This window comes from Streptococcus suis (assembly GCF_016743335.1).
Classification (GTDB): domain Bacteria; phylum Bacillota; class Bacilli; order Lactobacillales; family Streptococcaceae; genus Streptococcus; species Streptococcus suis_Y.
Genome location: NZ_WCJE01000023.1, coordinates 20972 through 37540, shown reverse-complemented (window position 1 = coordinate 37540; position 16569 = coordinate 20972). Strand labels below are relative to the sequence as shown.

The window sequence follows — 16569 nt, the reverse complement described above, 5'->3', positions numbered from 1 at the left end:
TAGCGTATCAAATTGATGCGCTTTTTTGATTGCTAATAAGTGTATTATATCATGTTTACACTTGTAATCGTGTTTCTAAAGCCGTTGTTAAAATTTCCGAATAGTTCAAACCCTCACGGTCTGCTAGTTTTGTTAACCATTCAGGCACTGTCACATTCTTTCTAATTGCTTTATTATTCTTAATATACGGTGTTGGGTCAGCTTGTATCATTGAAACAAAGCCATCAGGAGCGCTTAACTCCTTTATATCGCTTGCTTTTGGTAACTCCATCCCCTCGTCAATATAAAGGGCAATAGAGCTTTCTAAAAACTCACGGGCATTGTACATAGCTTCCTCAAGGTTATCCCCTTGAGTACCACCACTAAACTCTGGGAACTCCACCCAATAACCTTGTTCGTCTTTATGAAAAATAGCTGGGTAAGATTTTAACATGTTTCTACCTCCAAAAGCGAAAGAGGAGGGGCATTCAAAGTAGCCCCAAATCTTTCAGGATTTTCTTTTCTAACCCTTTTCCCAAGTCCTTGTTTCCATGAACTGGAATTGTGACTATTTTTGAAAATCCTTCTTTTTTGAAATGGTGGTGACTTCCATTAACTCGGATTTCTTTCCACCCGTTAGCCTCTGCAAGTTTTGCCATTTCTTTTCCAGTAAGTGGCATAGCGCTCTACCTCCTTACATTATTTATTATATACGCATTATGCGCATTTGTCAATAGATTATGCTATTTGTCTTACATTCCTAAAAAATTTCAAAAAGGGAAAATTGTGCACGGAAGAGGGCGGCGTCGTTGAACCCCGAACAAACCCACCCCCGTTGAAAAAAGATGGGGGTATTTACGAATATTAAGCCTGTTCATCTTTATACTGCAATAATTTCCCATTCTTGAATATACAAGCAAAGTCTAACAAAGCTGTTTGTAATGTTTCATAAAATGCTGACTTTCCCATGTAAAATCCTTCATAGAGTGCCAAACCTGTTTTCTGTCGCTTGATATACTTCTCTGTCAGTATGTCACTATATAACTTATCCAAGTTTGAGATAGCTCGCTCTATCTCTTCCACTTCCTGACTCACTGCGATAGCGTTCAGTAATTTATTTTCGTGCGTGTTTCGGGTCGTTCCTGTTTTTACCTTATCCGATACATTCCAACTACTTTGTAAAGTGGTGGTAGTGCGTGCTATGGTTTTCAAGCGTGGATATTGTTTCAAATATCGTTTAGTGATCGCTATGGTTTTCTTTTCGTCTATCATCGTATCTAAAAAAATCAAGCTAGCGCCCTCCAACTGTGGTATAATAGTCTTTGCGATATTACTATTAGCTGAGGCAGAGAGTGCCTTGGCTTTTTTTGTTTAATCACGCGCCACCGTATCTGAAACATTGTCACCGTGACAACCCTCTCAGCCAATAGCTATTACCTTTTCTAACATAGTTCAAAAACCTTTGATAATGTTTATAATATCTATCACGCTTCATTCTCTTTGGACGGCTAGGAAAGCCATCAAACATATATCCGCCACGTTCAGGGGTCCACCCTGGTTGGACCTTCCTAGCCTCCCTTAGTGCGCGTTCCCAATAATATTGGCAGTCCGTCTTACTGCGGTTTAGTGTCTGCTTATGGACTTGTTGGCAATTCCCGCAACTAAAATACAGATACCGCTTATAGAGCTTTCTGCACCGCCTACCACAATCAGGGCAAAGAAAGAAATATCTATAACCGCCTTTTGTCCCTGGTATTCTGGCCAATTCAAAGCTCTCTCTACCCATAACAATAAAAAGGTTATCTAAATCAATCGTCAAGGGGTAACCGTCTAATTCAGCCTTTCCCTGAGTTATTCCTTTCTTTTTCATAGCTCTGGTAAATGCCTCTATATACAATACTTTCATTCAAAAAAATACCCCTATACTGTAAAAACCCAAAACTATTGGCTTAAGTACCATTATTCCGCATCTTCAGCAATGATTGCTCGTAACTCTTCAACCGTCAAATCTTCAAACGGATTATGAGGCGCAACGGATACCATACCATCATGTTCTAGTTTTGTCTTGGTTTTAAATTCATCATCTTTCCGCTCTAAGTACCATTTGGAAATAGCCACGTCTCCATCCTCTATGGCGTTAGATATGTTCAACTTTGCGCGTGTTTTCAGTCGTTGCTTCAGTAGCTCTTTTCGGTCAGAAAACTGTGGATTTTTCTTACAATAATCATAAAGGGTTGGTTTTGAAATATTCGCATACAAACAAGCTTCTTCGTCGCTTAAACCTCTTAAAAATGCTTCCTCTAATTTCTTTACCGTTCCTTGTGTCATTTTTGTAGGTCTACCACCTTTATTTTTCATTATGTTATTCCTCTCTAATTTTAGCACAAAAAGAGGCTGTAGCCTCTCTCTGCTATTCTGCTGAATACTTCCACAAAGCGCAATAGTTATCTTCGGGATCAAGCTCCTTCAGTAACTTTCTTGCTTCATCATCTACGGCCGTCATATTCTCCCATACCCCATTCACTGCCATATCAGGATAATCATCGTCTAGCACGCTGTCAGCTAGTTCCATCAGTTCAAGCTCTAACCCAGCCACTTTTTTTAGTAAGCTGTCAAAGCTCTCTGACTGCTTGAGTTGTTCCGTGCGCTGACGGATATACTCTTGTTCGATTTTCTGTTCTTGTTCGTAGTCGTCCAAGTCTACGCCTGTTAACTCATCAGGATTGTTGTAATAGTCTTTAAAACCGTCACAAATCCGCTTGAATGTTTCAGTAAGTTCAGTATCTGCTGTATACTCCGCCACCAAACGGTTAGCATATCCGCCCTGTCCGTCATTGTGGTAGCTCACTTCAATAGCTGGTTGTTCAAATGTTCCTGTCATGTAGCCCATAAGCGCATGCCCTGCGACTTGTGCGGTGTCGTGGTCTTTGAATGTGTAGTTAAATGCAAATGTATTTGGTGTGTCTGAAATAGTTTTTAATGTCATGGTATTATTCTCCTTGTTTTAGTTTGTTGATTGAGTAGCGTTTATCCTTGATTGTAAACGACTTGAAAGAATTACCTTCTAAGCCTTTCAAAATACGGCTATAGTTCCGCTCGTTGTAAACTGTCTTCAACTCTGACCCACTTAGATTAGTGTTGATGATTGTATTCTCACGACTATTCAAAATATCAAAAAGCAGGTCCTGTTCCCAGTCGCTTTTGGGTTTAATAATCGCATTTTTTGCCCCTAGATCATCTAAAATCAGATAATCGACTGACTTCAGCAACTCCACCGCCTCAAATTCTGTCAGTTTTGCCCCTTGTCCGTAGTTCCAACCTTCCTTGATTTTTTTGACAAGTTCTGTCAGGTTTACAAAGAGCACGCTTTTAGGCTCTCCTTTCGCCTTGTAGCCCTCGTTTATCGCTTTAGCCATTGCAATACTTAGATGGCTTTTTCCGATGCCTGTAGAGCCTGTGATAAGGGTATTTGCTTTGAGCCCTGCAAGATACTTTTCCGCCTGCCCTTTAGCGAAAGCTAGTAGCTGTTTTTCCTCGGCAGTTTCTGCTTTGAAAGTATTAAAACTAGCCCCCTCTAGTTCTCTTGGAATTGTGCTATCTCGCATAAGCACATTATAGGTCCTTGAGTAAAGCCCAGCGTTCAAATGCTCTTCTACTGCCCTTTGTTCCTGTTGTTGCTTTTGTTCTTGCTCGCACTCAGGACAAAAAGGCTCTAGCTTCCGTGGTTTGTCTTCTCCAACCACCTTGACAGCTCTATCAAGTTGGACTAATGGGATGTTATGTAGTGGGCAAGTCACTTCTAACTGTCTAAGGTGCTGTAAATTCTGAAATGGATTTCTCAATTCCTGTCCCCTTTCTAAAATGGCACTTCTGGGAAATTGTCCGGACTATCTTGCCTAGGTTGTTTCATCGCTTCGAAGTCCACTTTGTTCTGCTTTACTTGTTCGATAGTCTTTAGACCTTGACCCTGCCAGCGTTCCAGAATAGAACGAGTATATCTGATCGACCTCCCACCGTTCAGGATAGTTTCGTCTAAGGCATACAATACTAAGCGTTGCCCATGAACCTTTAATAGGTCTTCGACTTCTTGGGTGACAGTTCCACTAATTGCCATTTCACCAAATGCTTCTTTGAGTTTTTCAAAGATGATATTTTTACCAGCTCCAGCAGCCGCATTTTTTTCTTCTTGCTGTTGCTCTTTCTCTTTCTCTAACTCTATATCTATCTCTAACTCTATCTCTGTTGGACACAAGTTGGAATTTGTCAAAGACTTTTGGACATTGTCCAACCTCTCTTTATTCTGTCGTTGTTCCCGCTTGTAACTGGCCCAGTTTGTTTCACTCATAACCATAGCTTTAGCCTGTGGTAATTCTGCGTTTTGGTCTTCGTCAATCTGAATTAGTCCGCATTTTGTAAAGTATGCCATGGTCATATCGATATCATCTTCCGACACATCCAACTTCAAAGCCAATTCTTCCTTGAGATTTTCAAAATAACCTTCGTAGTAGAGAATGCAATCACTTTCTAAACTTTCAAGCATAAGACGGATGTAAATTACTGTCATAGTGTAACCGCCTGGAATAGTCTTCAGTCTCTTAATAAAAATATTGTCAAAAAATTTTTTATCAATCTTCAACCAAAAATATATTTTAGTTTTTGCCATTCTCCACCCCCAAAAATTTCAAAACATCACTGACCCTGTAAAAGATTTTCCTAGTGTCTTCTAGCGGGGGCTGGTAACGTCTTAGCCCGTTATCTTCCCAGCGTTTCAAAGTCTTATTTTTTATACCTAGCTCATCCTTCAACTGTTGGGCTGTAATCAGTCCAGTAAGTTTTGGCTTAACCCTCTCACGCGCCTCCAGATAGTTCCCTATAAGTTCCAGAATGCCCGTTTTTAGGTCCGTTTCACTTTGTGCGGTTAGTTCAAGCCTCATCTCTATACTTCCTCCAGTCTTGTAAATCTGCGGTTAGAAGCGCGTGGATACGCTTATGCTCCTGGTCGTATTGACGTTGGAGCGGTAGCACTCCAGCAAGTCGTTCCACTTCATTCTGGGGGATATAGTATCCCCCTTGCTTGTTATCACGCCCGCCACAAACGGGTATGCCATAGTCAACTATTAGCTGGCGGATATGCTCCCGAATGGTTCGAACGTCCAAACCTGTTAGCCGCTCAATGTCCGCCCCTGTGATTGGTAAGTCCATTCCAAGCGGTAGGAGCTTGAAAACTTTATATAAGTGTGGTGGTAGTTGTTTTTTTGTCATTCGTTTCCCCCTAATTGTAATATCTGCCCTGTGCTTGAATATAAGCCCCGTAGTTCGCATTTGTCAGCCGTCGGGTATTGTTACCCTCTGACTTGATTTTGGGCTTGTTATGGAGCTGATACGTTCCTAAATGTAGCCATAGAAAGATATTCAGCGGTGTTAGTATTGCGATAAGCGTTAACGCTGTTTCAATTGTCATTTCTTGCATTATAGTAACCCTCGCTCTTTTAGATCTTTGATAACTAGACTGCGTAAATAAGTCCAAGTGGAAGCAGTAGCGTGTGTAATGCCGTTACTCAAATTATTTTCTTTGATAGCCTTATCTAAAAAATTGAATAGCAACCACTCAGGGGCTTTCTTGTATCGCTCCGTGATTTCATTGTCGTGCTTTTTAAGCTCTCCAAGCAAGTTGTTTACATTCGCTTGATAAAACTCTTCATGGTCCGCCTCAGCCACTTTATAAGCCTCTGAAAGCCTGTAAAACTCCATCCAGAGTGTTGTAATAGCCGTCCTACACTCTTCAGCGATTTCAGTAGCTCCCTTGTGACCTTTGGCGACATGCCACTCGCTCAGAATGTCCAATTTTTCTTCTGTGATTTGTAACTTTTCTTCAAACTGTTCAAAATACTGTTTCATGTAGTTTTTACCTCGTTTTGTTGTTTATGATTTTCTGTGTAATGGCCCTGATGGGCTTTTTCCGTGTGTAAAAGGCTTGATTTCTTTACTATACTTTTTTCTTTATACATTTCTATACTAGCCCAGACTATCCCCAGCGGTTGCCCGCCTCAGACTTATCAGGTTGCCCCTGTGGTCGTGTAAGCCTGTGCCAAAATAATAACCTTGCTGTGTGTAATTTTCTTAGGGCGGTCTAGGTTGCCCTGGGTCCATTGCAACCTAATGCCGATACCAGCACCTAATACTTTTCTACTCCAGTTTTAAGGGTTAGCGCCCCTCTGTATGGTCATAATATCCTAGATATGGTATAATCTAGCTATTAAATCTTTACTAAAATCTTTTTAATAACAGCTTGCCTGCTTGTTAATTTTGTTTTAGTTAGTGGTTAAAAGGCTTTGCTGGTTGGTCCCTGTTAAGCCTTTTTTTTGTTGCTCTCACGCGCCTTGGGGTGCGTTTTTTCTGAATACCATGTTTTTGATGTCTTGGTATGTCATGCCTAGGTTGATCATAGCAATAGCCATGTCTTCTAATGCTTGGTATCTGATAAGCTCTTGGCTGGTTAGGCTATCAACACCATTATGACCGCCACGGTGTGCCACTAGCTGGCGTTTATTCATTCCAGTAGTTCCCTTTAGCAACAAGTTTGTAACAGTGCTGTGCGCGTGTTTTGGGGCTTCCTGCCATGTTTCAATAGCTTCATGTAGTGCCTTACGTTTGGGCTTTTCTAATGCCCTCTGATAGCGAAACTCTGCCACCTCATCACGCATTTCAAAGAATGCTCGGACTAGGTTTGTTTTGAATTTGACAACCTGGGGAGTGTTATCCAGATAAGTGATCAATAAAGTCGCTTGTTGCTCGTTTAAGTGATAGACCTTTTTGGGTCTGCCTTTTCCGTCTAATTTATGGATTTCAAATCCATAAAATCCAAACGCCTCAAATCGTTCTTTGTGATTTCTCAATAGGCGTGTAACAGTGTGGTGTTGTACTCCAGCACATTCTGCGATTATCTCGCTTGTTGTATATGGCTCTTTCCGTCCGTCCATGTAAACTAATTCCATTGGCTAACCTCCAATCACTGCCACTAGCTTAGCCACTCGTTCAAGCCCTGCAGTGATGTCTGCTAGGTTGTCCATTTCCTGCACCTCAGCGATTTTATTCTTGATATAAGTTAGGTCGCTGATACCTGGTAGGGGCTGGTTTGTCGGTTGGTCTTGGATTAGTTCGCCTTGCATGTAGTAGCCTTGTGTTCGGATTTCTTTTAAGATTTGCTTGACTGCTTTTCGGAATTCCTTAGCTTTTGGTTTGCTTGAACGCATAAGCACTTCATATAGTCCGTACTCGGTTAAAAACCACATCGTCTGCCCGCTACGAAAATTTTTCGTAGTACCTTCTAAAGGTGTACATTTTACTTTTTCATCGTCATCTACTTTCCTCAACATCGCCTGTACATCATAGTAACCTTGGCTTGTCTTTGTATACTCAATCATTTCAGCCACTTCTCTAGCCATGAATAATGGATTTTCAAAATCGCCGTAAACATCTAGCGGGTGTCCGTGAAAATTATCCGTATGGATAACTTGTAAATAGCGACCGTTATCGTTAGTTTCATCAAAAATACTTACTTGCGTTGTCATGTCCTGCTTTACCTCTCTGTATAGATTATTGATTTTCTTTCTGCTGTCCTTGTTGGGTTGGTGCTTGCCCTGTGCCCACTTGCCAACTGTTCGGGGGTCTGTTCCGATACGCTGACCAATAGCGACCAAGTTCAACCCGTGAGTGGTTCGCATTTCTTCAATGACTTTACTGTAGTTTCTCCTCATGGTCCTTGCTCCTTTCTATGAACGGTATAACCGTCTATCATGGTAAAAAAATAATGTCATCATAAGCCACATTGAAAAGTTTTGAAATCTTTTCGGCTTGGTCAACGGTTGGAAAACGCTTCTTGTTTTCCCATTTGCTCCAAGTAGTGGTAGAAATACCAAGCTTTTCAGCCACTTCCGTTTGTTTCATATCTGCGTTAGCTCGTAGAGCTTTCAGCGTGTACTTGTTCATTGCTTCACCTCCTTTTTTACTTTATGAACGGCTTAACCGTGTTTTTAGTATAAACGGTATTACCGTACTTGTCAAGCGTTTTTTAATTATTTTTTAACTTTTTTTCTTTTTTCTTGCTTTCTGTATGCTTTAACCGTATAATTAAACCGTAATACAAAGAAAGGCGGTGCGGTTATGTCGCTAGGAAATAAGCAGATAATAGCAGAAAATATAAAGAGATTGCTAGATAGGAAAGGGCTAAATCCTCGCCAAATGGCACTAGCTTTAGATTTCAAATATACAACTGTTCTCGATTGGGTTAATGCAAAGACTTATCCGCGTATCGACAAAATAGAAATAATGGCAAACTATTTTGGTGTAAATAAGTCTGATTTGATTGAGAAAAAAACTTCTGTCGTTCATTCTTCTAACATTGATAGCGATATAGTCACCCTTGCCAATACTTTGACTTCCTCAAATCGTGCTATCTGGGTTGATTATGGTAGAGAGTTACTACATAAACAAAATGCTTCAATCGTTGAAGAATTGGCTATCACTTACGAAGTCAAAGCCGTTTCACGGCTTGCCGCTGGTGTCGGTTTTGGCTATGATGATAATGATGTGATTACCGTCCAAGTTACCAACGAACCGCCAAAGCATGATATAGCTTCAATCGTTGACGGCGATAGCATGACCCCAAACTACCATGATGGCGATGTCATCTATTTGAGGGATAAGGGCATTTCTTCATACTCTGGACAAGTCTGCGCCGTTGTGGTTGATGATAAAACCTACTTGAAGAGGGTCTACACTGAAGCTACTGGCTTGCGTTTGGTATCGATCAATAAAAAATACAATGATATTGTCATAGATTTCCCACCGTCTGAGGATACACATATCAAAGTTTTTTCTGTCGTTGGTAGTGATAGGGTTATCTAAGCCCTTTCACCACGTTCAAACACTTCTCGGGTACATTTACCCTACCAAGGTGTTTTCACGCGCCTAGGGGCTTTCTGGTGACTGTGTGGAGTGAAAAAAGTCAGTTTTTGTCAGTAGATGAAAAAAGTCAAGAAAAGTCAATAGCCAAAAAAAATGTAAGGTTTTGTCAGGTTGTATATTTTAGTAACCTTAGCAAACCATAGCTACTATATTAGCTATACCTTAGCAAACCTTAGCATTCGGCGCGTGGTATTATCATCATGATACGAACACAAAAAGCAATGTAAATCCGTGTTATTCTGGTACTTTGCTAGGTTTTAATGCTTCTAGGGTGGTGTGTGACCATCAAAGGTAAGATAAAACCATTTGACAACTGAATAAGGGGGTGCTATACTGATGGTGTTAACAAACGTGGTAAGAATGTTAGCACGGTATCAAAAAAGCCCCCAACGGTCGCAACGTTGAGGGTTTTTCTTTTGCCCCTGGGGCTACTTTCTGCGATTGTTTAGCCAATATTCAAACAGTACTGTCAGAATACCAACCAACAAAGGCAGAAAAAACGTGGTAAGTATGAATTCCGCCACGGTATCACCTCCCTTCAATAAAGTCCGGGGGCTTGTCTATCATATCAGAATACCGCTCACCCTGTCAAACGCTCCAAAATCGTCTGTATTCGCTTTTAACTCTCGACTGGTATATTTACCCTACCCACTTAAAATAAACGAAAATAGGGCTATTCTCGTAAGCCTACGCATGATATAAACCTAAAACATTCTAAAATCTTTTTAATAACAGCTTGCCTGCTGATGGAAAGGTTTATAACCATGAAGATTATTGAAGTAAAAAAGAAAAACGGTGCTACTGTGTACCGTGCAAGTGTCTATCTTGGTGTAGATGCCATCACTGGTAAGAAAGTCAAGACTAATGTCACGGGTAGGACCAAGAAGGAGGTTAAAAACAAAACTCAGCAAGCTATTGCAACTTTTAAAACAGACGGGGCAACACGCTACCAAAGTGCCACCATAACCAGTTATAAAGAGTTGGCAGAATTGTGGTGGAATAGCTATAAGCACACAGTAAAGCCAAATACTCGCGGGAACATCAGGGGCTTACTGAAAAATCATGTTATACCACTTTTTGGAGCCTATAAGCTCGATAAACTGACGACCCCACTCATCCAAAGCATCGTCATCAAATTAGCAGACAAAGCAAATACAGGGGAAGCGGGTGCCTATCTACACTATGACAAAATCCACGCGCTGAACAAACGTATATTGCAATACGGTGTTGTTATGCAAGTTCTGCCATACAATCCAGCTCGGGAAGTCATATTGCCCAGGAACGCAAAAAAAGCCACTCGGAAGAAGGTAAAACATTTCAACGGCGAGCAGCTTAAACAGTTTCTTGGCTACTTGGACGGCTTAGACTTAACCAATTACAGAAATCTGTATGAAGCCACCCTATACAAGTTCTTGCTGGCCACTGGTTGCCGTATCAATGAAGCCCTAGCGCTTAGCTGGTCAGATATTGACTTGAACAACGCCACCATTAGCATCACAAAAACACTCAACCGCTACGGCTCAATAAACTCCCCAAAATCAAACGCTAGCATACGCGATATAGACATCGATAGCCAGACAGTAGCCATGCTGAAAGAATACAGACGGCGACAGATACAAGAGGCTTGGACCCTCGGACGTTCTGAAACGGTAGTATTTTCCGACTTTATCCATGACTATCCTGAGGATAAGACCCTAGGGAACAGGTTGACCACTCGCCTGAAGAATATTGGGCTGCCTAATATCGGTTTCCACGGCTTCCGCCACACGCACGCTAGCCTACTGCTTAACTCCGGAATACCCTACAAGGAACTCCAGCATCGTCTTGGTCATTCTAGAATATCAATGACAATGGACATCTATAGCCACCTTTCAAAAGAAAAAGCAAAGCATGCTGTTACATTTTATGAAAAAGCTCTAGAAAACCTTTGAGGGTGAACAAAAAGGGGAACAAATTCGGTTTACAGTAGTTTACAGCACTGTAAAAATCCTTGATATGACTGGGTTTCCAGCGCGTGAAAAACGAAACATACCATTTTGTGATATAATATTCTGTAACGAGGTGACTTATGGAATTTAAATTATTTGATGACTACATCACATTACAAGCATTGTTAAAAACGACTGGTATTCTCCATTCAGGAGGTGCCATTAAAGGTTTCTTAGAAGAAAATACCATTCTTTTCAATGGAGAGGATGAAAAAAGACGCGGTAAAAAAATCCGTGTCGGAGATGTTATCACACTCCCAGACCACAACACCAGCATCACAATCGTCGCTCCTAGTGCAGAGGAAATCAAACAGCACCAAGAGGAGCAAGCTGAAAAAGAACGTGTAGCTGCAATCGTTAAAAAGTTAAATCAAGAAAATAAAAAGAATAAGAAACAGGTAAAAATTCCTAAAAAAGCAACTAAAAATACTGAAAGAAAACCTGTTCGTTTCCCTGGTATGTAAAAATGTGGCTTGAAACATTAGCATTACGGCACTTTCGCAATTACAGTCAACAAGATATTGAGTTCAACAAGGGGCTCAATGTCTTTTTGGGTGAGAATGCCCAAGGTAAAACCAATATTTTAGAATCAATCTATTTTTTAGCCTTAACACGAAGTCATCGAACACGGACAGATAAGGACCTACTACAGTTTCAAGAAAAGGAATTATCTATTTCTGGTTTACTCCATCGGACAAATGGTAAAGTGCCACTTGACATACAGTTGACAGAAAAGGGACGGATAACCAAGGTCAACCATCTCAAACAAGCCAAGCTTTCCAACTATATCGGCCACATGAATGTTGTTCTCTTCGCCCCTGAAGATTTACAGCTGATAAAAGGTGCGCCTGCTTTGAGAAGAAAGTTCATCGATGTCGAGCTCGGGCAAATCAAACCACTCTATCTCTCTGACCTATCGAATTATAATCACGTTTTAAAACAAAGAAATACTTACCTCAAATCTACAGATAAGATTGATGAGAACTTCCTATCCGTGTTAGATCAGCAACTTGCTGAATATGGTAGTCGTGTTATCCAACATCGTATTGACTTTCTAAAGAAATTAGAGGAATTTGGAAATAGAAAAGTTCAAGAAATATCTGGCAATCGGGAAGAATTGACAATCGAATACAAAACCTCAATCGAATTGACAGATGATGTCAATTTAATTGATAAATTCTTGACGGAATTGGAAAGGTGTCGCAAACGTGATTTATTTAAGAAAAATACAGGAGTTGGACCACATCGAGATGATGTAGCTTTCTTTATAAATGGAATGAATGCCCATTATGGTAGCCAAGGTCAGCACCGCAGTCTCGTTCTGTCACTCAAACTGGCTGAAATTGAGCTGATGAAGGAGGTCACACGAGAATACCCAATTCTACTCTTAGATGATGTTATGAGTGAGCTAGATAATAATCGTCAAATCAAACTACTAGAAACTATTACAGATACGATTCAAACATTTATTACAACGACATCTTTAGACCATTTACATAAGCTACCTGATAGTTTAAAAATCTTCCATATTGAGTCTGGTAAGGTTACTGAGTCAGAATAAGATTGTTTACACTGTCGTCAATAAAGTTTACAAAAAAGTAAAGACCCTGTCAAGAGGGTCTTGTTTTTGTTTTACTGAACTGAATAGTTTGGAGCTTCGTTTGTGATTTGAACATCGTGTGGATGGCTTTCTTTCAAACCAGCACCTGACATTTCGATGAATTGTGCATTTTCATGCAATTCAGTCAAGTTACCAGCACCTACATAGCCCATACCTGAGCGAAGTCCACCAACCATTTGGAAAATCATATCTGCAACAGAACCTTTATAGGCTACACGTCCTTCAATTCCTTCTGGAACAAGTTTGTTGGCTTCATTGACAGATGCTTGGAAGTAACGGTCTTTTGAACCTTGTTTCATGGCAGCGATAGAGCCCATACCGCGATAGGTCTTGAACTTACGACCTTGGAAGATTTCTGTCTCACCTGGTGCTTCATCCGTTCCTGCAAACATAGAACCAAGCATAACGGCATGACCACCAGCGGCAAGTGCCTTGACAATATCTCCTGAATACTTGATACCACCATCAGCGATAATCGTTTTACCATATTCACGCGCAACACCAGCGGCATCATAGATAGCTGTCACTTGTGGTACACCGACACCTGCGATGACACGTGTTGTACAGATTGAACCTGGTCCAATACCGACCTTCACAACATCAACACCAGCTTCATAAAGAGCACGAGCTCCTTCAGCTGTGGCAATGTTGCCGGCAATCAAGGTACGAGTTGGGAAGTGTTCACGAATTTCTTTAATCTTGCGAAGAACACCTGCTGAGTGACCGTGAGCTGTATCGATGACAATCGCGTCTGCACCCGCTTCAAAAAGGGCTTCTGCACGTTCAAAAGTATCAGATGTAACACCAACAGCACCCGCAACCAAGAGACGACCAAATTCATCCTTCGCAGCATTTGGGAACTCAATCACTTTCTCAATATCTTTGATGGTAATCAAGCCTGACAAGCGACCATTTTCATCAACCAATGGCAATTTTTCAATACGATGCTTGTGAAGAATAGCCTCCGCAGTCGCAAGATCTGTTCCAACTGGCGCTGTCACCAATTCATCGCTTGTCATGTTGGTCGAAATTGGCTGTGAATAGTCGGAAATGAAACGCATATCACGGTTGGTGATGATACCAACCAATTTACGATTTTCCAATGTTTCAACGATTGGCACACCGGAGATACGATAAGTAGCCATCAATTTCTCAGCTTCAGCAATGGTGTGTTCTGGGGTTAAGAAGAATGGATCGATAATGACGCCATTTTCAGAACGTTTTACCTTACGCACTTCTTCAGCCTGCTCTGTAATAGACATATTCTTATGGATAACTCCCAAACCACCTGCACGCGCCATAGCGATAGCCATTTTGCTATCTGTTACTGTATCCATGGCAGCAGAAATAATCGGAAGATTAAGGGTCAAATTTGGTGCTAATTGTGTTTTTAAATCAATATCATGTGGCAATACATGACTTTCAGCCGGAATAAGTAATACATCATCAAAGGTAAAGCCTTTTTTCAAAAATTTAGTGTCCCAGTTTGACATTTTCTTCCTCTTTTCTTTTTTGTTACTAGCTATCGCTATAATTATTTTATTTATGATAACATTTTGAAATCATTTGTCAATTATTATTCGCTTTAAAATAAGTAATGATAAAAATTCAGAAAATTCTTTACTACTTTCTTTTAGAAAATCGAACGTTTGTTTTTTACTTTATTATAAAACAAATAAAAAAAGCAACGTTTTTATGACATTGCTCTTTTATTGTTAACCTTATTTAAAGTAGTTGATTCCCATGGCATCCTTTACTTGATCAAGGGTAGTGGCCGCAACCTGACGAGCCTTGCGACTTCCTTCATTCAGCATGGCATAAACCTGTCCCATATCCTGTGCAAACTCCAGACGGCGTTCACGGATTGGTCCTAATTCTCTCTCTAAAATGTCCAGCAAATAACGTTTGGTCTTCACATCGCCCAAACCACCACGTTGATAGTGCTCCTTCATAGCCTCAATCTCAGCCTTATCTTCTTCGCGCCCAAAGACGTCAAGATAGTGGAAAACCATGTTTCCTTCAATCTTACCTGGGTCTTCAACACGGATGTGGTTGGGATCAGTGTACATGGACATGACTTTCTTCTTGAGCGTATCCATGTCATCTGCCAGATAAATACCATTTCCAAGTGACTTAGACATCTTGGCATTGCCGTCCAAACCTGGCAAGCGACCAGCTGCCTCATTTTCAGGATAAATGCCCTCCGGCTCCACCAAAATGTCCGTCTGGTAAGCATGGTTAAAACTACGAACGATTTCACGAGTCTGCTCAATCATAGGTTTCTGGTCATTTCCTACTGGAACAAAGTTTGCCTTGAAGGCTGTAATATCTGCCGCTTGAGAAACAGGATAAACCAAGAAACCAGCTGGAATTCCTTCGCCAAATCCCTTCTGAGCAATCTCGGTTTTTACAGTCGGATTGCGTTCCAAACGAGCCACCGATACCAAGTTCATGTAGTACATGGTCAACTCTGCCAATTCAGGAATTTGACTCTGGATGAAAATTGTTGTCTTAGCTGGATCAAGTCCTGCCGCTAGATAATCTAGTGCTACGTTTCCAACGGATTCAACAATCTTTTGCGGTTCCTTTGCATGATCTGTCAACGCTTGTTGGTCTGCTAAAAAGACAAAAAGTTCATGTTGACCTGCATCCTGTAATAAAACACGATTTTTCAACGAACCAACATAATGTCCAATATGTAATTTGCCTGTTGGACGGTCTCCTGTTAGGATAATCGGTTTACTCATAAAATGTTCTCCTTTTTTTACATAATAAAAGCCCACGCACAGAAAACTGTGCGAGGGCGTCAAGGACACGGTGCCACCTCACTTATAAGCATTAAATAATGCTTACATCTTTTTGCACATAAGGCCTGCTAGCCGAATCCTTATTTATTCAGATTCTATTCACTCAGTCCATTCATAAGCGACTCTTGTTTGTTTACACCAACCACAAACTCTCTAAAAATTATCCACTTACTACTCTTCTGATTGATTCCTATTATAACCGCAAAAAATTAGAAAGTCAAGCTGACAAAGCCTTGACGATACTGTCTAAATTAGGGATAATAGAAATTGCTTTTATAACACTAACCAAGGAGAATATATGAAAGAACGTATAAAGGACTTTATCTCTGTCACACTCGGATCAATTGTCATGGCCATTGGATTTAACAGTTTTTTTCTAGAGAATAATATCGTATCTGGTGGTGTCGGAGGTTTAGCAATCGCACTCAATGCTCTTCTGGGATGGAGTCCGTCTGATTTTGTCCTCTACTGTAACATCCCTTTATTAATCATCTGTTGGTTTTTCTTAGGAAAATCTGTATTTATCAAAACTGTCTATGGAGCTATCATCTATCCTCTTTGCATCAAGTTGACAGCAGGTTTACCCAACTTGACAGAAAATCCTCTCCTAGCTGCTATTTTCGGTGGAATTATCCTAGGTTTTGGACTTGGGCTTGTCTTCCTTGGAAATTCTTCTACTGGTGGAACAGGTATTCTTATTCAATTTATTCACAAGTACACCCCTTTATCATTAGGTCTGACAATGGCTATTATTGATGGTATTATCGTTGGTCTTGGATTTGTTGCCTTCGATACTGATACTGTTATGTACTCGATTATTGCCCTAATGACCATTACTTATATTGTTAACCGCATGATGTCTGGTACCCAATCTTCTCGAAATGTCATGATTATTTCTCAAAAATCAGAAGAAATTAAAGACTATATTACTAAAGTTGCTGATCGCGGTGTAACAGAACTTCCAATTATCGGTGGATTTACAGGGGTTGACAAGCGCATGTTGATGACCACCATCTCTATTCCAGAAATGCAGAAACTGGAGACAGCGGTATTAGAAATTGATGAAACTGCCTTTATGGTTGTTATGCCTGCGAGTCAGGTGCGTGGACGTGGCTTCAGTCTTCAAAAAGACCATAAACATTATGATGAAGATATTTTGATTCCAATGTAATTCATTGAAAATTCAAGTTCTTTCTAGTACAATAAA

Annotated in this window: 21 protein-coding genes and 1 other annotated feature; of the genes, 5 read left to right on the top strand and 16 right to left on the bottom strand. The window is 40.6% G+C overall.

Going from position 1 to position 16569, the window contains the following annotated elements; genetic code table 11:
• Nucleotides 1-55 precede the first annotated feature (55 nt).
• The 14 genes from F9856_RS07660 to F9856_RS07595 form a co-directional block, all read right to left on the bottom strand.
• Entirely contained in the window at nucleotides 56-433 is a 378-nt protein-coding gene (locus F9856_RS07660; protein ID WP_002941801.1) for a type II toxin-antitoxin system HicB family antitoxin, read from the bottom strand.
• 34 nt (nucleotides 434-467) lie between these two features.
• A complete protein-coding gene (locus F9856_RS07655; protein ID WP_002941795.1) occupies nucleotides 468-659 on the bottom strand; it encodes a type II toxin-antitoxin system HicA family toxin in 192 nt (63 codons plus the stop codon).
• A 184-nt stretch (nucleotides 660-843) separates the two neighbouring features.
• On the bottom strand, nucleotides 844-1269 hold the full coding sequence (locus F9856_RS07650) for an ArpU family phage packaging/lysis transcriptional regulator (RefSeq protein ID WP_236659573.1): 426 nt from the start codon (nucleotides 1267-1269) through the stop codon (nucleotides 844-846).
• A gap of 112 nt (nucleotides 1270-1381) precedes the next feature.
• Complete coding sequence (locus F9856_RS12185; RefSeq protein ID WP_236659572.1) at nucleotides 1382-1885, bottom strand: hypothetical protein; 504 nt, start codon at nucleotides 1883-1885, stop codon at nucleotides 1382-1384.
• Between the two features lie 53 nt (nucleotides 1886-1938).
• Nucleotides 1939-2337 (bottom strand): hypothetical protein, encoded by a 399-nt coding sequence (locus F9856_RS07640; RefSeq protein WP_202106244.1) that lies wholly within the window; start codon nucleotides 2335-2337, stop codon nucleotides 1939-1941.
• A 52-nt stretch (nucleotides 2338-2389) separates the two neighbouring features.
• The gene (locus F9856_RS07635) at nucleotides 2390-2965 is read right to left on the bottom strand and encodes a hypothetical protein (RefSeq protein ID WP_202106243.1); all 576 of its coding nucleotides are present in this window, start codon (nucleotides 2963-2965) and stop codon (nucleotides 2390-2392) included.
• Between the two features lie 4 nt (nucleotides 2966-2969).
• Nucleotides 2970-3821, bottom strand: coding sequence for an ATP-binding protein (locus tag F9856_RS07630; RefSeq protein WP_202106242.1), 852 nt, complete (start codon nucleotides 3819-3821; stop codon nucleotides 2970-2972).
• A 14-nt stretch (nucleotides 3822-3835) separates the two neighbouring features.
• Entirely contained in the window at nucleotides 3836-4642 is an 807-nt protein-coding gene (locus F9856_RS07625; RefSeq protein ID WP_202106241.1) for a phage replisome organizer N-terminal domain-containing protein, read from the bottom strand.
• Nucleotides 4629-4913 (bottom strand): XRE family transcriptional regulator, encoded by a 285-nt coding sequence (locus tag F9856_RS07620; RefSeq protein WP_202106240.1) that lies wholly within the window; start codon nucleotides 4911-4913, stop codon nucleotides 4629-4631. The genes F9856_RS07625 and F9856_RS07620 overlap by 14 nt, the downstream gene beginning before the upstream one ends.
• Nucleotides 4903-5241: a hypothetical protein gene (locus F9856_RS07615; RefSeq protein WP_099775930.1), complete on the bottom strand. Its 339-nt coding sequence runs from the start codon at nucleotides 5239-5241 to the stop codon at nucleotides 4903-4905. Before F9856_RS07615 ends, F9856_RS07620 begins: the two co-directional genes overlap by 11 nt.
• Nucleotides 5242-5448: 207 nt before the next feature.
• Nucleotides 5449-5877, bottom strand: a complete 429-nt coding sequence (locus F9856_RS07610) for a hypothetical protein (RefSeq protein ID WP_202106239.1) — start codon at nucleotides 5875-5877, stop codon at nucleotides 5449-5451.
• 473 nt (nucleotides 5878-6350) lie between these two features.
• Nucleotides 6351-6974 carry a Rha family transcriptional regulator gene (locus tag F9856_RS07605; RefSeq protein WP_202106238.1) on the bottom strand — a complete coding sequence of 208 codons (624 nt, stop codon included), beginning with the start codon at nucleotides 6972-6974 and terminating at the stop codon, nucleotides 6351-6353.
• A 3-nt stretch (nucleotides 6975-6977) separates the two neighbouring features.
• On the bottom strand, nucleotides 6978-7736 hold the full coding sequence (locus F9856_RS07600) for a BRO family protein (RefSeq protein ID WP_202106237.1): 759 nt from the start codon (nucleotides 7734-7736) through the stop codon (nucleotides 6978-6980).
• A gap of 37 nt (nucleotides 7737-7773) precedes the next feature.
• Entirely contained in the window at nucleotides 7774-7968 is a 195-nt protein-coding gene (locus F9856_RS07595; protein WP_202106236.1) for a helix-turn-helix transcriptional regulator, read from the bottom strand.
• Between the two features lie 174 nt (nucleotides 7969-8142).
• On the opposite strand from F9856_RS07595, the gene F9856_RS07590 reads away from it, so the two are divergent.
• The 4 genes from F9856_RS07590 to recF all read left to right on the top strand — a co-directional run bounded on the left by F9856_RS07590 (nucleotide 8143) and on the right by recF (nucleotide 12495).
• The gene (locus tag F9856_RS07590) at nucleotides 8143-8886 is read left to right on the top strand and encodes an XRE family transcriptional regulator (RefSeq protein ID WP_202106235.1); all 744 of its coding nucleotides are present in this window, start codon (nucleotides 8143-8145) and stop codon (nucleotides 8884-8886) included.
• 824 nt (nucleotides 8887-9710) lie between these two features.
• Complete coding sequence (locus F9856_RS07585) at nucleotides 9711-10877, top strand: site-specific integrase (protein ID WP_202106247.1); 1167 nt, start codon at nucleotides 9711-9713, stop codon at nucleotides 10875-10877.
• A 137-nt stretch (nucleotides 10878-11014) separates the two neighbouring features.
• A complete protein-coding gene (gene yaaA / locus F9856_RS07580) occupies nucleotides 11015-11398 on the top strand; it encodes a S4 domain-containing protein YaaA (protein WP_024398007.1) in 384 nt (127 codons plus the stop codon).
• A gap of 2 nt (nucleotides 11399-11400) precedes the next feature.
• On the top strand, nucleotides 11401-12495 hold the full coding sequence (gene recF / locus F9856_RS07575; protein ID WP_099833025.1) for a DNA replication/repair protein RecF: 1095 nt from the start codon (nucleotides 11401-11403) through the stop codon (nucleotides 12493-12495).
• Between the two features lie 71 nt (nucleotides 12496-12566).
• Here recF and guaB read toward each other — a convergent pair whose 3' ends face one another.
• Both guaB and trpS read right to left on the bottom strand, forming a co-directional pair.
• A complete protein-coding gene (guaB, locus tag F9856_RS07570) occupies nucleotides 12567-14048 on the bottom strand; it encodes an IMP dehydrogenase (RefSeq protein WP_202106234.1) in 1482 nt (493 codons plus the stop codon).
• A 228-nt stretch (nucleotides 14049-14276) separates the two neighbouring features.
• Nucleotides 14277-15302, bottom strand: a complete 1026-nt coding sequence (trpS, locus tag F9856_RS07565) for a tryptophan--tRNA ligase (protein ID WP_099806534.1) — start codon at nucleotides 15300-15302, stop codon at nucleotides 14277-14279.
• Between the two features lie 49 nt (nucleotides 15303-15351).
• Nucleotides 15352-15559, bottom strand: a binding site (T-box leader).
• Nucleotides 15560-15660: 101 nt separating this feature from the next.
• On the opposite strand from trpS, the gene F9856_RS07560 reads away from it, so the two are divergent.
• Nucleotides 15661-16533, top strand: a complete 873-nt coding sequence (locus F9856_RS07560) for a YitT family protein (RefSeq protein ID WP_013730698.1) — start codon at nucleotides 15661-15663, stop codon at nucleotides 16531-16533.
• The last annotated feature ends 36 nt before the right edge of the window (nucleotides 16534-16569 follow it).

Excerpts from the sequence above, each read along its gene's own strand:
- F9856_RS07590 (WP_202106235.1), top strand. The coding sequence starts at position 8,143 with ATGTCGCTAGGAAATAAGCAGATAATAGCAGAAAATATAAAGAGATTG.
- F9856_RS07625 (WP_202106241.1), bottom strand. The coding sequence starts at position 4,642 with ATGGCAAAAACTAAAATATATTTTTGGTTGAAGATTGATAAAAAATTT.
- trpS (WP_099806534.1), bottom strand. The coding sequence starts at position 15,302 with ATGAGTAAACCGATTATCCTAACAGGAGACCGTCCAACAGGCAAATTA.
- F9856_RS07640 (WP_202106244.1), bottom strand. The coding sequence starts at position 2,337 with ATGAAAAATAAAGGTGGTAGACCTACAAAAATGACACAAGGAACGGTA.
- F9856_RS12185 (WP_236659572.1), bottom strand. The coding sequence starts at position 1,885 with ATGAAAGTATTGTATATAGAGGCATTTACCAGAGCTATGAAAAAGAAA.
- F9856_RS07615 (WP_099775930.1), bottom strand. The coding sequence starts at position 5,241 with ATGACAAAAAAACAACTACCACCACACTTATATAAAGTTTTCAAGCTC.
- F9856_RS07600 (WP_202106237.1), bottom strand. The coding sequence starts at position 7,736 with ATGAGGAGAAACTACAGTAAAGTCATTGAAGAAATGCGAACCACTCAC.
- F9856_RS07660 (WP_002941801.1), bottom strand. The coding sequence starts at position 433 with ATGTTAAAATCTTACCCAGCTATTTTTCATAAAGACGAACAAGGTTAT.
- F9856_RS07595 (WP_202106236.1), bottom strand. The coding sequence starts at position 7,968 with ATGAACAAGTACACGCTGAAAGCTCTACGAGCTAACGCAGATATGAAA.
- F9856_RS07605 (WP_202106238.1), bottom strand. The coding sequence starts at position 6,974 with ATGGAATTAGTTTACATGGACGGACGGAAAGAGCCATATACAACAAGC.
- recF (WP_099833025.1), top strand. The coding sequence starts at position 11,401 with ATGTGGCTTGAAACATTAGCATTACGGCACTTTCGCAATTACAGTCAA.
- guaB (WP_202106234.1), bottom strand. The coding sequence starts at position 14,048 with ATGTCAAACTGGGACACTAAATTTTTGAAAAAAGGCTTTACCTTTGAT.
- F9856_RS07585 (WP_202106247.1), top strand. The coding sequence starts at position 9,711 with ATGAAGATTATTGAAGTAAAAAAGAAAAACGGTGCTACTGTGTACCGT.
- F9856_RS07655 (WP_002941795.1), bottom strand. The coding sequence starts at position 659 with ATGCCACTTACTGGAAAAGAAATGGCAAAACTTGCAGAGGCTAACGGG.
- F9856_RS07560 (WP_013730698.1), top strand. The coding sequence starts at position 15,661 with ATGAAAGAACGTATAAAGGACTTTATCTCTGTCACACTCGGATCAATT.
- F9856_RS07610 (WP_202106239.1), bottom strand. The coding sequence starts at position 5,877 with ATGAAACAGTATTTTGAACAGTTTGAAGAAAAGTTACAAATCACAGAA.
- F9856_RS07620 (WP_202106240.1), bottom strand. The coding sequence starts at position 4,913 with ATGAGGCTTGAACTAACCGCACAAAGTGAAACGGACCTAAAAACGGGC.
- F9856_RS07635 (WP_202106243.1), bottom strand. The coding sequence starts at position 2,965 with ATGACATTAAAAACTATTTCAGACACACCAAATACATTTGCATTTAAC.
- yaaA (WP_024398007.1), top strand. The coding sequence starts at position 11,015 with ATGGAATTTAAATTATTTGATGACTACATCACATTACAAGCATTGTTA.